This window comes from Streptomyces beigongshangae, assembly GCF_019710745.1.
Classification (GTDB): Bacteria; Actinomycetota; Actinomycetes; order Streptomycetales; family Streptomycetaceae; genus Streptomyces; species Streptomyces beigongshangae.
This window is the reverse complement of record NZ_JAHKJW010000045.1, coordinates 22,066-35,173: the sequence shown is the minus strand read 5'-3', so window position 1 is coordinate 35,173 and position 13,108 is coordinate 22,066. Positions and strand designations below refer to the sequence as shown.

15 protein-coding genes are annotated in these 13,108 nt (G+C 73.3%); 12 read left to right on the top strand and 3 right to left on the bottom strand.

Going from position 1 to position 13,108, the window contains the following annotated elements; translation table 11 throughout:
* Window positions 1–133: 133 nt before the first annotated feature.
* The 7 genes from KM933_RS28740 to KM933_RS28710 all read left to right on the top strand — a co-directional run bounded on the left by KM933_RS28740 (window position 134) and on the right by KM933_RS28710 (window position 5,919).
* Window positions 134–1,198, top strand: coding sequence for an aromatic ring-hydroxylating oxygenase subunit alpha (locus tag KM933_RS28740; protein WP_221357507.1), 1,065 nt, complete (start codon window positions 134–136; stop codon window positions 1,196–1,198).
* Window positions 1,195–1,365, top strand: coding sequence for a hypothetical protein (locus KM933_RS28735; protein WP_221357505.1), 171 nt, complete (start codon window positions 1,195–1,197; stop codon window positions 1,363–1,365). The genes KM933_RS28740 and KM933_RS28735 overlap by 4 nt, the downstream gene beginning before the upstream one ends.
* Entirely contained in the window at window positions 1,362–2,315 is a 954-nt protein-coding gene (locus KM933_RS28730) for a PDR/VanB family oxidoreductase (RefSeq protein ID WP_221357503.1), read from the top strand. The genes KM933_RS28735 and KM933_RS28730 overlap by 4 nt, the downstream gene beginning before the upstream one ends.
* 190 nt (window positions 2,316–2,505) lie before the next feature.
* Complete coding sequence (locus KM933_RS28725; RefSeq protein ID WP_221357501.1) at window positions 2,506–3,480, top strand: ABC transporter substrate-binding protein; 975 nt, start codon at window positions 2,506–2,508, stop codon at window positions 3,478–3,480.
* Window positions 3,477–4,250, top strand: a complete 774-nt coding sequence (locus tag KM933_RS28720) for an ABC transporter permease (RefSeq protein WP_221357500.1) — start codon at window positions 3,477–3,479, stop codon at window positions 4,248–4,250. Before KM933_RS28725 ends, KM933_RS28720 begins: the two co-directional genes overlap by 4 nt.
* An 8-nt stretch (window positions 4,251–4,258) precedes the next feature.
* Window positions 4,259–5,038, top strand: a complete 780-nt coding sequence (locus KM933_RS28715) for an ABC transporter permease (RefSeq protein WP_221357552.1) — start codon at window positions 4,259–4,261, stop codon at window positions 5,036–5,038.
* A 20-nt stretch (window positions 5,039–5,058) separates the two neighbouring features.
* On the top strand, window positions 5,059–5,919 hold the full coding sequence (locus KM933_RS28710) for an ABC transporter ATP-binding protein (RefSeq protein ID WP_221357499.1): 861 nt from the start codon (window positions 5,059–5,061) through the stop codon (window positions 5,917–5,919).
* A gap of 24 nt (window positions 5,920–5,943) precedes the next feature.
* Here KM933_RS28710 and KM933_RS28705 read toward each other — a convergent pair whose 3' ends face one another.
* The gene (locus KM933_RS28705; protein WP_221357498.1) at window positions 5,944–6,621 is read right to left on the bottom strand and encodes an MmyB family transcriptional regulator; all 678 of its coding nucleotides are present in this window, start codon (window positions 6,619–6,621) and stop codon (window positions 5,944–5,946) included.
* A gap of 275 nt (window positions 6,622–6,896) precedes the next feature.
* Between KM933_RS28705 and KM933_RS28700 the strand changes: the two genes are divergently transcribed.
* The 4 genes from KM933_RS28700 (at window position 6,897) to KM933_RS28685 (ending at window position 9,836) form a co-directional block, all read left to right on the top strand.
* Window positions 6,897–7,556, top strand: coding sequence for a helix-turn-helix domain-containing protein (locus tag KM933_RS28700; RefSeq protein ID WP_221357497.1), 660 nt, complete (start codon window positions 6,897–6,899; stop codon window positions 7,554–7,556).
* Window positions 7,557–7,588: 32 nt separating this feature from the next.
* Window positions 7,589–8,119: a toxin-antitoxin system, toxin component gene (locus KM933_RS28695; protein WP_221357493.1), complete on the top strand. Its 531-nt coding sequence runs from the start codon at window positions 7,589–7,591 to the stop codon at window positions 8,117–8,119.
* A 12-nt stretch (window positions 8,120–8,131) separates the two neighbouring features.
* Window positions 8,132–9,352, top strand: a complete 1,221-nt coding sequence (locus tag KM933_RS28690; protein ID WP_221357492.1) for an MAB_1171c family putative transporter — start codon at window positions 8,132–8,134, stop codon at window positions 9,350–9,352.
* A 253-nt stretch (window positions 9,353–9,605) separates the two neighbouring features.
* On the top strand, window positions 9,606–9,836 hold the full coding sequence (locus KM933_RS28685; protein ID WP_221357491.1) for a hypothetical protein: 231 nt from the start codon (window positions 9,606–9,608) through the stop codon (window positions 9,834–9,836).
* A 48-nt stretch (window positions 9,837–9,884) separates the two neighbouring features.
* Here KM933_RS28685 and KM933_RS28680 read toward each other — a convergent pair whose 3' ends face one another.
* Window positions 9,885–10,592 carry a 4'-phosphopantetheinyl transferase family protein gene (locus KM933_RS28680; protein WP_221357490.1) on the bottom strand — a complete coding sequence of 236 codons (708 nt, stop codon included), beginning with the start codon at window positions 10,590–10,592 and terminating at the stop codon, window positions 9,885–9,887.
* Entirely contained in the window at window positions 10,540–11,445 is a 906-nt protein-coding gene (locus KM933_RS28675) for a metallophosphoesterase family protein (protein ID WP_308013573.1), read from the bottom strand. Before KM933_RS28675 ends, KM933_RS28680 begins: the two co-directional genes overlap by 53 nt.
* A 357-nt stretch (window positions 11,446–11,802) precedes the next feature.
* On the opposite strand from KM933_RS28675, the gene KM933_RS28670 reads away from it, so the two are divergent.
* Window positions 11,803–13,002, top strand: a complete 1,200-nt coding sequence (locus KM933_RS28670; RefSeq protein WP_221357488.1) for an ATP-grasp domain-containing protein — start codon at window positions 11,803–11,805, stop codon at window positions 13,000–13,002.
* Window positions 13,003–13,108: the final 106 nt, after the last annotated feature.

Sequence of the window (13,108 nt, the reverse complement as noted above, 5' to 3'; positions counted from 1 at the left end):
CGCGCGGCGGGGGCGCGTCCGGCCGCGGGCGGACGCCAGGACGTTTCCGCCGTACGGAAGTCCTGTTGCCGCGGTGCGGGCGGCCTCGTCATGGTGTTCCCCCACGACGTCGAGGACGACGGGAGCCGCAGCCATGCCGCACATGACCGCCTTCGCCAGGAACCAGTGGTACGTCGTCGCCCACTCCCACGAGGTCGGGCGGGAACTGCTCGGGCGGACCGTGCTCGGGGAGCCGCTCGTGCTCTACCGGGCCGAGGACGACGGCCGGCCCGTCGTGCTGCACGACCGCTGCGTGCACCGCCGGTACCCGCTCTCCGCGAGCGGGCTCGACGGGGACCGGATCGTCTGCGGCTACCACGGGTTCACGTACGACAGGACGGGCGCCTGCGTGTACGTACCGGGCCAGCGGCGCGTACCCCGCACCGCGCGCGTCGCCTCCTACCCCGTGGCCGAGCAGGACGCCCTGGTGTGGGTGTGGATCGGCGACCCGGCCCGCGCCGATCCGGGGAGCATCCCGCGGGCCCCGCACCTCGACTCCCCCGGCTGGGTCACCGTCGGCGGCATGGAGTCCGTCGACGCCGACTACGGCCTCCTCGTCGACAACCTCCTGGACCTGTCCCACGAGACCTATCTGCACGGCGGTCACATCGGCACCCCCGAGGTCGCCGAGACGCCGATCACCACCGAGGTGGACGAGGGCGCCGGCGTCGTACGGGTGAGCCGGCACATGGACGACGCCGAGTGCCCGCCCTTCTACGCCAGGTCGACCGGCATCGGCGGGCGGATCACCCGCTGGCAGGACATCGAGTACCACGCGCCCTGCCTGTACCTGCTGCACAGCCGCATCGCCCCGGTCGGCGTCGTGCCCGGACCCGACGGCAGCGACCCGCACGGCTTCCACACGGAGATCACGTACGCCGTCACACCGTCCGCCGAGGGCAGGGTGTACGACTTCTGGATGGTCTCGCGCGACTGGGCGACCGACGACGCCGAGGTGGGCGAGTTCCTGCGCAGCAGCAACCGCGCCGTCGTGCTGCAGGACGTCGACGCGCTCAACCTGCTGCAGCGCACGCTCGGCACCGAGCGGACCGGTTACCAGGAGCTGAGCATCAACATCGACACCGGCGGCCTGGCCGCCCGCAGGATCCTCGCGCGGCTGGTCGAGGAGGGCGGGAAGCCGGTGGAGGAGGTGCGGTGAGCGGCCCGACGGGCGAGGTCTACCGCGTCGACCGGCTGCCGGGCACCGACGTGCTGCTCGGCACCTGCCACTGCGGGGCCGAGCACACCGCCGAGGACCCGGCCGCGATGTGGGAGTGGCTGCTCGCCCACCCCGAGGGACACCTGCCCCGTAGGATCGACCCATGATCTCTTACGAAGCCCAACTTGTCGTGGAGCAGAGGGACTTGGCGGCCGAGGGCGTGGTGGTCCTCACCCTGCGCCACCCGCTGGGCGAGGAGCTGCCGGCCTGGGAGCCGGGCGCCCACATCGACGTGCTGCCGGCTCCCGGTCCGGAGCGGCAGTACTCGCTGTGCGGTGACCCCGCCGACCGGCACGAGTGGCGCGTCGCGGTGCTGCGGGAACCCGCGGGGCGCGGCGGGTCCGCGCATGTGCACGAGCAGGTGGAGGCGGGCAGCAAGGTCCGCGTGCGCGGCCCGCGCAACCACTTCGCGCTGGAGCCCTCCCCCCGCTACCTCTTCGTCGCGGGCGGCATCGGCATCACCCCGATCCTGCCGATGCTCGCCGCGGCCGAGGCGGCGGGTGCGGACTGGACGCTGCTGTACGGCGGCCGGACGCGCGCGTCCATGGCGTTCACCGAGGAGCTGCGGCGGTACGGGGACAAGGTGCGCCTCGTCCCGCAGGACGAGAGCGGGCTGCTCGACCTGGCCTCCGTGCTGGGCACCCCGCGGCCGGACACGCTCGTCTACTGCTGCGGCCCCGGACCACTGCTGGACGCCGTGGAGGAGCGGTGCGCGGGGTGGCCGGCGGGCTCCCTGCACGTCGAGCGCTTCCAGCCCAAGCCGCCGGAGGTCCAGGAGACGGACGGCGACACGGAGTTCGAGGTCGTCCTGCGGCGCTCGGGGCGCACCCTCACCGTCCCCGCGGACGCCTCCGTGCTCGACACCGTGCTGGACGCGGGCGTCGACGTGCTCTACTCCTGCACCGAGGGCACCTGCGGGACCTGTGAGACGGACGTCCTGGAGGGCGTCCCGGACCACCGGGACTCGGTGCTCGCGGAGGACGAGCGGGAGACCGCCGACACCATGTTCATCTGTGTGTCCCGGTGCCGCGGGAAGCGCCTCGTGCTCGACCTGTGATCCGCGGGTCCGCCTCGGTCCGGGCGACCGCGGCCGGCGGGTGCGGGGGCAGGTCGGCCGTGACGATCGTGCGGGCCGTGTACGCGTCGGGGGCATTGACCTGTTTCCCGGCCGCGTTCTACGTTCCCGCTGAGCACTTGCGTTCGGCCTGCGCACAGCCTGTCGAGGAACTGTCCCAGTAGGGGGAGTCATGCGTCGTCTGCTCATCGGCCTCGTGACCGGCGCCCTGTTCGCCGCCGCGACGGCCTGCGGTTCGTCCGACGACCCGGAACCGGACTCCGCCGGGCCGGACAAGGGGTCCGGCGGCACCACGGTCGAGGTGGGCGTCATCCCCATCATCGACGTCGCCCCCCTGTACCTGGGCCAGAAGAAGGGCTTCTACCGCGAGCGGGGCATCGAGCTGTCCCTGACCAGTGCCCAGGGCGGGGCGGCCGTCGTGCCCGGTGTGGTCTCCGGGCAGTTCGACTTCGGGTTCAGCAACACGACGTCCCTGCTGACCGCCGCGTCGAAGAACGTGCCCGTCAAGGCCGTGGTCAACGGTGTCGCCTCCACCGGCGAGGAGGGCGCCGACTTCGCGGAGCTCGCCGTGGAGAAGGGCAGCCCCCTGAAGTCCGCCAGGGACGTGGAGGGCAGGAAGGTCGCCGCCAACACGCTCAACAACATCTGCGACACCTCCACCAGGGAGTCGGTCCGCAAGGACGGCGGCGACCCGTCGAAGGTCGAGTTCGTGGAGATGCCCTTCGACCAGATGCAGGCGGCGCTCGACGGCGGCCGGGTGGACGCGGCCTGTGTGGTGGAACCCGCGCTCGCCGGCATCAAGGCGAAGGGCGGTACCTCCATCGCGTCGCTCTTCCACGACGTGTCGCCCGACCTCACCGTGGCCATGTACTTCACCTCGCAGCAGTACGCGCGGAAGAACGCGGGGATGGTGGAGAGGTTCCGGGAGGCGACCGCCGAGTCCCTGGAGTACGCCGACGGCCACCCGGAGGAGGTGCGCGAGATCATCACCACGTACACGAAGATCCCGCGGCCCCTGGTGGAGACGCTCACCCTGCCCCGGTGGCCCGCCGAGCCGGACCGGCCCTCCATCGAGCGGCTGGCCGAACTGGGCGAGCGGGACGGTCTGTTCGAGAAGGCTCCGGACCTGGACGAGCTGCTTCCGTGAGGGGCGCCGACGCACTCCTGGGCGCGGCCGGGCTCGCGGCGTTCCTCGCCCTCGGCGAGGCCGTGCCGCGGCTCGGCCTCGTCGACGAGGACTACTTCCCGCCGACCGGCCGCATCGCCGGCGCGCTCGCCGGCGAACTCGGCGACGGGGCGTTCTGGACCGCGCTCGGGGACACGCTGACCGGCTGGGCGATCGGGCTCGCCGTCGCCGTGGCCGCGGGCGTCCTGGCCGGGGTGCTGATCTCGGTCACGCCGTACCTGCGCGAGGCGACCGCGTCGACGATCGAGTTCCTGCGGCCGATCCCGTCGGTCGCGCTGATCCCGCTCGCCGTGCTGCTGTACGGCACCGGGCTGCGCTCGGTCCTGCTGCTGGTCGTCTACGCGTCGTTCTGGCAGGTGCTCGTCCAGGTCCTGCACGGCGTCCAGGACGTCGACCCGGTCGCCGAGGAGACCGCCCGCGCGTACGGCCTGGGCACCTGGGCGCGGGTGCGCCATGTGCTGTGGCCCACGGCCCTGCCGTACGTCATGACGGGGGTGCGCCTCGCCGCCGCGGTGGCGCTGATCCTCGCCGTGACCGCCGAGCTCGTCATCGGGGCCCCGGGCCTCGGGGCGCGGATCGCGGTGGCCCAGACCTCGCAGGCGGTACCGGAGATGTACGCGCTGGTGGTGGTCACCGGTCTGCTCGGGCTGCTGATCAACGTGGGCGCGCGGACCGTCGAGCGGCGGGCGCTGGCCTGGCACCAGTCCGTGCGCGGGGAGGTGGCGGTGTGAGCGCGCGGGTGCGGAACCTCCTGCTGCGGCTGCTGTTCGCCGTCGCGCTGCCCGCCGTGCTCGTCGTGGCCTGGTGGTTCGCGTCGGACGACAGCACCGACGTCTACCGGCCGCCCCTGCGCACGATCCTGGGGACGTTCCCCGACGTCTGGACCGGCGAGCGGCTGCGCGAGGACGTCGTGCCCAGCCTGCTGCGGCTGACGGCCGGCTACGCGTGCGCGGCCGTCGCGGGCGTGGCCCTCGGCACGGTGATCGGCTCGTACCGCCGGGTGCGGGCGGTGTGCGAGCCGGTCCTCGAATTCCTGCGCGCGGTGCCGCCGCCCGTGCTCGTCCCGGTCATCATGCTGTTCGCGGGCATCGGCGACACGATGAAGATCGCGGTCATCGCGAGCGGCTGCGTCTGGCCGGTCCTGCTCAACACCGTGGAGGGCGTACGGGCCGTCGACTCCGTGATGTCCGAGACGGCCCGCTCGTACGGCGTCACGGGCATCGCCCGGCTGCGGCACCTGGTGCTGCGCGCGGCGAGCCCGCAGATCTTCGCGGGGCTGCGCCAGGCCCTGTCCATCGGCATCATCCTGATGGTCATCAGCGAGATGTTCGCCGCCAGCAACGGGCTGGGCTTCACCGTCGTCCAGTTCCAGCGCGGCTTCGCCATCCCCGAGATGTGGACCGGGATCCTGCTGCTCGGCCTGCTGGGGTTCGCCCTGTCGGTCGTCTTCCGGCTGGCCGAGCGGCGCGCGCTCGGCTGGTACCACGGTCTGCGCGACGCCTCCCGGCGGTCGTCGTGACCCTCGCGAAAGGGCCGGCCATGCTCGACGTGCGCGGACTCGGGAAGGTCTACGAGGGATCGGGCCGGCGGGTGGAGGCGGTGCGCGACCTCACCTTCACGGTGGACGCCGGTGAACTGGTGTGCCTGGTGGGGCCCTCGGGCTGCGGCAAGACGACGCTGCTGAAGTGCGTCGGCGGGCTGCTCACCCCCACGGCGGGCGAGGTGCTGGTGGGCGGCCGCCGGGTGACCGGGCCGCCGCCGGACATGGCCGTCGTCTTCCAGGAGTACGGGCGCAGCCTGTTCCCCTGGATGCGGGTCCGCGAGAACGTCGAACTGCCGCTCAGGCAGAAGAAGCTGGGCGGCGCCCGGCGGCGCGGGCTGGTCGCCGACGCCCTGGAGTCCGTCGGCCTCACGGACGCCACGGGCGCCTACCCGTGGCAGCTGTCCGGCGGCATGCAGCAGCGGGTGGCCATCGCCCGCGCCCTGGCGTACGAGCCCGAGGTGCTGCTCATGGACGAGCCGTTCGCGGCGGTCGACGCGCAGACCCGGGCCGAGCTGGAGGACCTGGTCCGGGGGTTGTGGCGGCAGCGGGGCATCACGGTCCTCTTCGTGACGCACGACATCGACGAGGCCGTCTACCTCGGCGAGCGGGTGCTGATCCTCTCGGCCTCCCCTACGGTGGTGCGCGAGCAGCTGAGGATCGACCTGCCCGCCGACCGGGACCAGCTGCACACCCGGGTGGCGCCGCGCTTCGCCGAACTGCGCACCCATGTCTACGAGCAGATCCAGGCGGCGAAACGCGGGACGCCCGCGGACCGCCCGGCCGAGGACCTCAAGCCCGCGGACCGTCCGGCCGAGGACCTCCAGGACCCCGATGTCTCTGAACATCCCGAGCCGTGAGGACCCGGGGCGGGCACGCCGTGATCACGCCTCGGCGGCCGGCACCACGCTGAGGTGGCCCGTTCCGCGCCGGCCGCGGCCGCCCCGGCCCGTCCGGCGGGTCGCGGCCGCCGGACGGCGGGCCTCGCGCAGGACCAGCGTCAGGCGTGTGTAGCCCATGTCGTGCAGGGTCTTGGGGGTCTCCCCGACGATCCGGCAGGTGCCCCCCCACCGCGGATCGGGGTGCAGCAGCGGCCGCACCGCGCCGTCGTGCTCGACGGCGTGCCGGCCGACCGAGCGGATCCAGTGGGGCAGTCCGTGCCGGTAGGCGACGTCCATGATCGGGTCCTGGGCGATGTCCCGCAGGATGGACTGGAGTCCGTGGTCGTGGCCGTGCCGCTCCACGGCGGCGGCGAGGTGCGCGAGCATCGGCAGGCACCAGCTCGACTCGTGCTCGGCGAGGACAGTGCCCGCGTCCGGGTGGAAGAGGACGAACCGCAGGAAGTTGTCGCCCGGCATGGCGGTGGGGTGCGGGCCGACCTCACGGAAAAGTGTCTCGAACGCGCCGTTGGCCAGAACGACGTCCCAGCGGTGGTCGACGACGACCGACGGAAAGGGAACGGCGTCCAGGAGCGCTGCGTAGTCCTGGAGGTACGCCCGGGCCTCGATACTCTGGGGGACGGGCCGCGGCCGCGGCCGGGGTCCTCCTGCCTGGTGTGCCATCGGGAGGTCCACCCCTCTTGCCTATGCGGCCTTCTCGCGGCGTCGTGATCCTGCTACCCCGCCGGGAGCGGTGTCAACTATCGTGGCATTCGGCGGCTGTTGACGACTGAATCACGCCACAGTTGTGGCGACACCTGGATGTGCGTTCGACCAAGGGCTACTCTCCGGTCTTCGGGCAGTTCACGCTGCGCAGCGCGGATCCGCACAGGGGCTTCACGTCCGAGGGATCCGGTTCCCCACAGCGGTCGGCCGATCGAGACGTAGGAGAACTGTCGGTGACGGATGGCTTCGAGGTTCCGGGCGCCACGGCGACGGGTCCGCTGCCGGCCGTCGCGGCCCGGGTCGCCGCCCTGGCCGACCGGCTCGGCGCACCGCACGGCGAGGTGTTCGACGTCCGCCGCCTGTCTGCCGCGTCGGGGGTGCCCGAGGTCGTGGTGCGATCCCTGCTGAACGGGCGGCCCGCGGGCGAGCCCGACCTCCAGGCGCGCTTCCTGCAGCGTCTGGACCTGCTGCGCCGCACCCGGCTGAAGCCCAACGGGCGGCGCTACACCCAGCAGGAGATCGCCGACGGCGCCGGGATGTCGCGCCAGCAGGCGGGCGCGCTCATCAACGGCGACCGGCGCCCGACGATGGAGCACTGCGACGCCATCCAGCGCTTCTTCCGCGTCCACGCCGGTTTCCTGACCGCCGAGGACCCCGAGGCACTGGCCGGCGCCCTCCAGCGCACCGAGCAGGACCTCCTCCAGCGGCTCGCCGACCGGGAGCGCCGGTCGGCCCCGGCGGCGGCGGACGACCCGCTGGAACGGCTGCTGCAGGACCACGGGGTCCGCGGCATCGCCTGGCGGGCCGCGCAGCTGCCCACCGACCAGCACCGGGACAAGGTCGCCGAGTGGCTCGACATGCTGCTGGAGAGCGTCAAGCGGCCCGAGTCGTGATCCGGGGGACTGCGGTGGGCATCGGAAGGCGCATGCGCCGCCTGTGCGGCGAGCTGGTCGAGGAGCTCTCGCTGCCGGCACCGGCGGAGCCCGCGGAGCTGTACGCGGCCCTGTGCGAGGGCATGAGCAGACGGCGCGGGCGCCCCGTCCGGTTCCGCACCGCCCCGTTCCCGCCGGGCACCGCCAGCGGGCTCTGGCTGGACATGGCGGAACAGGACCTCGTGGTCATCGAGGAGCGCACCGCACCCGACCACCAGCTGGTGATCCTCGGCCACGAGCTGTGGCACATGAGCGCGGGGCACACCGGTCATCACATCGACGGCGCCGCGGTCGCCGCCCGGCTGCTGTCGGACGACGCCGACCTGCGGGCGGCCGTCCTGAAGGTGGCGGCGCGCACCCGGTTCGACCTGGCCGACGAGAAGGAGGCCGAGAGCTTCGGCCTGCTGCTCGCGAGCAGGTGCCGGGGGTGGCTGGCCGGCTCCGCGCCGCGCGGGCCCGTACGGCGCGAGGGGCTCGCGGGCCGGATCGAGGCGTCCCTGGGCTACCGCGGCCCGCGGGGCTGAGGCGTTCGCACCGTGGACGGGGCCGGCTACTACGTTCCCGCTGTCGCCATGGCGGCGGTGCTCGCCGTCAAGGGACCCTCGCTGCTGCGGTCCTGGCGGGACCCGCTGCTGCGGTCGGTGTGCTGGCTGGTGGCGCTGACGGGGCTGGTGTTCTTCTTCGCGGCGCCGCCGACCATCGGCGAGGTCAACGACGTCGTCGGCGTCGCCAACGTCTCCGCGCCGCTCGTCTACTGTCTGCTGAGCGCGTTCAGCGCGGCCTGTCTGGTGCTGATCGTCAACTGGCGGGGCGGACCCCCCGAGCTGACCCGCCGGACGTCGCGGCGATGGATCACCGGGTACGGCGTCGTGATCGTGGTCCTCGTCGTGCTGTTCGCCCTCGGGGACACACCGGTCGAGCGGCTGCGGGACTTCGACACGTACTACGCCGGTGAGCCGTTCGTGCGCGAGATGATCGTGCTCTACCTCGGCGCGCTGGCCGTGGCGGGCGTCGCGATGAACGTGATGTGCGGCCGCTGGGCCCTCCAGGTGCACGGCAGGCTGCGGGCCGGGCTGCTGATCATCGTGGCGGGCCATGTGTGCAACCTCGCGTACCTGACGGCCAAGTTCACCGCGGTGGTCGCGCGCTGGAACGGCGGGAACCTCGACCACCTCAGTTCCTACGTGGCCCCCTGGCTCGCCTCCGTCGGGGCGCAGATCAGCGCGGTCGGCTTCTGTTTCCCGCTGGCCTGCCAGCGGGCCGGCGACACCTGGTCGACCTGGTCGACGTACCGCCGCCTCGGCCCGTTGTGGCGCGAGCTGCGGCCGGTCTCGCCGCACGCGGGCCGCACGGTGCGGATGTCCTGGTGGTCGCCCGCCGGGCTGCGCGTCACACAGCGGCAGTCCGACATCCACGACGGCATGCTCTGCCTGTACCCCTACTTCGACGCCGGGCTGCGGGCGCGGGTCCGGGCCGCGGCGCTCGCGGCGGGCGCCGACCCCGTCCAGGCCGCCGCCGAGGCCGACGCGGCGATGGTGGCGGCGGCCGTGCGGGCCCGGGCCGCCGATCCGGAGGGCAGGGTCCTCGACTCCGCGGGGACGGCCGTGTCCCCGGACCCCCGGCCCGTCGCGGTCGCCGAGAGCCCGCGCGACCTCGTGCGGATGTCCCTCGCGCTGTGCCGCTCGCCCGTCGTCGCGGCCGTCCGTGACCGCGGTGCGGCCTGGCCGCGGAGCGACTCCCCGGAGCGGACCCGCTAGAGCGGGACGCGTGCGGCGCGGGGCGGCCGGGTCCGGGCGGACGGCCCGCGGGAGCGCGCTCCGCCGTGCGCGGGGCGGATCCCCGGCCGGGCGGGTGCCCGCATGCCGTTCCCCTCCGCCGGCCGGGCGAACGCATACGGACGGAAGGGGCATTGTCAGTGGCGGACGGCAAGCTGGACCCAGCGCCACCGCTGTGCGGCGGCGCGCGCACGATCCGAGAGCCGTAGCCGAGCCGAACCGGGAGAGCCGTCGGATGCCGACCGCCGTACTGACCGATCACGAACGCAGCGCCGTGCAGGCGTATCTGCGTCTGCTGCAGACCGTACGGGCCGCGCTGGACGCGCCGCCCGGTCCGGGCGGCCGACCACCCGTCGTGCCGCCCTCGGCCCTCGCGGAGGCGGAGCGCGCCCTGGCGGCGGCGGGCCTGGAGGGCAACGAGGAGGCGTTCTTCCGCCTGCTGCACACCTGGTGCCCGAAGACGTGACGGCCCGCCGTCACGTTCCCGACGGGAGCCGGGCGCCGCGGGCCCCGCTCAGCCCTGCCCGTGGGGGACGGTCACCGAGGTCGCCACGAGTCCCCGGTCCACCGTCCAGCGTCCCTCGAAGCGGCCGACGCGACGGCCGTCCACCACCGGGCCGGGCACGAGGAGCGTGGCGCGCAGGCCGCCGGACGTGGTGCGTCCGGGATCCGCGAAGACCTCGATGTCCGCCTCGGAGAAGTCGAGCCACTTCCTGGTGAGGGGGAACCACGCCTTGTAGACGGACTCCTTGGCGCTGAACAGGAGCCGGTCCCAGTGGACGCCGGGGTACCGCCCGGCGAGGACGCGCAGCCGCTCGACCTCGCCGGGCAGCGCCACCGACGGCAGCACGTCGTCGGGGAGCCGCCGGTGGGGCTCCGCGTCGATGCCGAGCGAGGCCAGGTCGGCGGCGCGGGCCAGTGCGGCGGCGGCGTAGCCCTCGCAGTGCGTCATGGTGCCGATCAGCCCGGCGGGCCACTGCGGGGCTCCCCGCTCGCCGGGCAGGACGGCCTGCGGGGGCACGCCGAGCTTCTCCATGGCCCGCCGCGCGCAGCCGCGCACCACGGTGAACTCGCGCCGCCGTTTCTCGACGGCGCGCGCGATCAGCGCCTCTTCCTCCGGGTACAGCTCCGGGTACGGCGGTGTGCCGCTGATGCCCTCGGCCTGTTCGTCAGCGTGTGCCTCCACGGCCACGACCGATTCCGGGAGCAGCTCCTCGATCACCCGATCCGACCTCCATCGGCAGAATGCGGCGCAGCTTGCCCGGCGGTTCCGAGCGCTTGCGCCACTCGCGGGGGTAACCCACCGACACCTCTTCGAAGCGGACGCCGTCGAGCCAGGTGGTGCGGGGGATGTGGAGGTGGCCGTAGACCATCGCGGCCACGCGGTAGGTGCGGTGCCAGTCCGCGGTGAGCCGCGTGCCGCACCACATGGCGAACTCCGGGTACCAGAGGACTTCGGTGGGGTGCCGGTCCAGCGGGTAGTGGTTGACGAGCACCGTCGGCAGGTCGGCGGGGATCTCCGCGAGCCTGCGCTCGGTCTCGGCCACCCGGGCCCGGCACCAGGCCTCGCGGCTGGGGTACGGGTCGGGGTGCAGCACGTGCTCGTCCGAGCAGACGACGCCGGTCCCGTGGGCGTACTCCAGGCCCTGTTCCTTGGTCGTGCAGCCCGCGGGCAGGAACGAGTAGTCGTAGAGCAGGAAGAGCGGGGCCACGGCGACCGGTCCCCCGGGGCCCTCCCACACGGGGTAGGGGTCCTCCGGAGTGATCACGCCCAGTTCGCGGCAGACCTCGACGAGGTGCTCGTAGCGGGCCACTCCGCGCAGGGTGACGGTGTCCGAGGGGTGCGTCCACAGCTCGTGGTTGCCGGGCGCCCAGATCACCTTGCGGAAGCGCCGGGCGAGGGTTTCGAGGGCCCAGCGGATGTCGGCCACCGTCTCCGCGACGTCACCGGCCACCAGGAGCCAGTCGTCGTCGGTCTCGGGGCGCATCTTCTCGACGAGGGCGCGGTTCTCCGCGTACCCGATGTGCAGGTCGCTGATCGCCAGCAGCCGGCCCTGACGGTCAGCCGTCGTCACCCTCGCCCCCTCGGCAGATCCGGGAGCCCTCTCGGCCGCCCGGATGGGAACACAAGAACATATTCGCGCCCCACGGTACAAGAGCGGCCGGGACCGGACCGCACCGAGGGGGGCCAAGGCCGCATCTGGGCGGGCCATTTGGGGCCTGTGGGGCGTATGTGCTCCGACGTGCCCCGGGGGCCGCGCTGCCGATCCGTGACCCGTGCGTAGCAGCGGCACCGCTCAGGAAGCCTTATGATCAGCCCTACACAACCGCCACGAACTCCCGTTTCCGAACGGCGGTTTTGTGTACCCACCCACCTCCTGGCCGGGCACGGCCTGCTTCGCCGTGCCCGCGAACCCCGAAAGGCGGCCCGCATGGTCTCTCGCGTACGCGTCTGGCTCAATCGCACGTATGCGGAGAACGTGTTCTTCATGGATCAGCTGCGGCGAAATCCGTGCGGCCGCGCCGTCGAGATCCACGCGACCCACGGCGATCCCGACTCCCCCATCCTCGCCGCCGCGGACACCGCCGCCATGGAGCCGGAGGGCCTGTCCCCGGCCGCCTACGTCGAGTACGCGCTCGACCAGTGCGCCAGGCACGCGATCGACGTGTTCGTGCCGGTCCTGCACCAGGTGACCCTGGCCGAGCACCGCGAGGAGTTCGCCGCGGTCGGCACGGCCCTCCTCGCGCCGCCCGCCGAGGGCGTGCACACCTTCCAGGACAAGATCGTCGCGTACGAGGCCGTCCAGAAGCTCGGCATCCCGGTGCCGCCGTGGTGGCGGGTGCGCACCGCGGAGGAACTGGTCGCGGCGGTCGACGAGCTGGAGGCGGCGGGCCACAAGGCGTGCTTCAAGCCGGCCTCGGGGGCGGGCGGCGTCGGCTTCCGCATCATCACGCGCACCCCCTTCTCGCTGATGCACCTCAACGGCTTCCCCAGCCCCTACATGCCGCTGGACCTGGTCGTCGACGCGCTGCGGGGCGCCGACGGGCCCGTGGACTGGCTGGTCATGCCGCGGCTGGACGAGCCGGAGGTGTCCGTGGACTGCCTCACCGGTCCGGACGGGCGCGTCCGGATGGCCGTGGGCCGGACGAAGAACGGGCGGCGGCGCGGCTTCACGCTCGATCCGTCGTGGATCGAGCCGGCGCGGGCCCTCGCAGAGGCGTTCGAGCTGCACTACCTCACGAACATCCAGTTCCGGATGCTCGGTGACGAGCCGGTCCTGCTGGACGTGAACACGCGCCCGGCGGGCGGTCTGCACCAGCTCTCGCAGTGCGGGATCAACGCTCCGTGGGCGGCCGTGCGGCTGGCGCTCGGCGAGGACCCCGGCGATCTCGTCCCGCCGTTCCTCGGCCAGGACTACGCGGTGGTCTCCGGGCCGCGCGCGGTGCGTCCCGCGTCGGTGCCGCTGCGCTCGGACGTAGAACCGGCACCAGTACCGGCACCGGAGCTGCCCGTCCCCGGGCCGGCCGCGGACACCGCCGACGGCGTACCGGTGGTACCGGCGCACCAGGCGCCGCAGGTCACCCGTACGGCCCAGGCGGCGCAGACTTCCGACCGCCCCCTGACCGTCTGACAGGTCTGACAGGTCTGACAGGTTCGTACGCACGCGCGGGCCCGGCACCTCGGAGGTGCCGGGCCCGCGCGTGCGTCCGGTGTTCAGGGGAGACGGGGCCGCCGGT

Coding starts and splice junctions, on each gene's coding strand:
- KM933_RS28740 (WP_221357507.1), top strand. CDS start 134: ATGCCGCACATGACCGCCTTCGCCAGGAACCAGTGGTACGTCGTCGCC.
- KM933_RS28730 (WP_221357503.1), top strand. CDS start 1,362: ATGATCTCTTACGAAGCCCAACTTGTCGTGGAGCAGAGGGACTTGGCG.
- KM933_RS28725 (WP_221357501.1), top strand. CDS start 2,506: ATGCGTCGTCTGCTCATCGGCCTCGTGACCGGCGCCCTGTTCGCCGCC.
- KM933_RS28710 (WP_221357499.1), top strand. CDS start 5,059: ATGCTCGACGTGCGCGGACTCGGGAAGGTCTACGAGGGATCGGGCCGG.
- KM933_RS28705 (WP_221357498.1), bottom strand. CDS start 6,621: ATGGCACACCAGGCAGGAGGACCCCGGCCGCGGCCGCGGCCCGTCCCC.
- KM933_RS28695 (WP_221357493.1), top strand. CDS start 7,589: ATGCGCCGCCTGTGCGGCGAGCTGGTCGAGGAGCTCTCGCTGCCGGCA.
- KM933_RS28685 (WP_221357491.1), top strand. CDS start 9,606: ATGCCGACCGCCGTACTGACCGATCACGAACGCAGCGCCGTGCAGGCG.
- KM933_RS28670 (WP_221357488.1), top strand. CDS start 11,803: ATGGTCTCTCGCGTACGCGTCTGGCTCAATCGCACGTATGCGGAGAAC.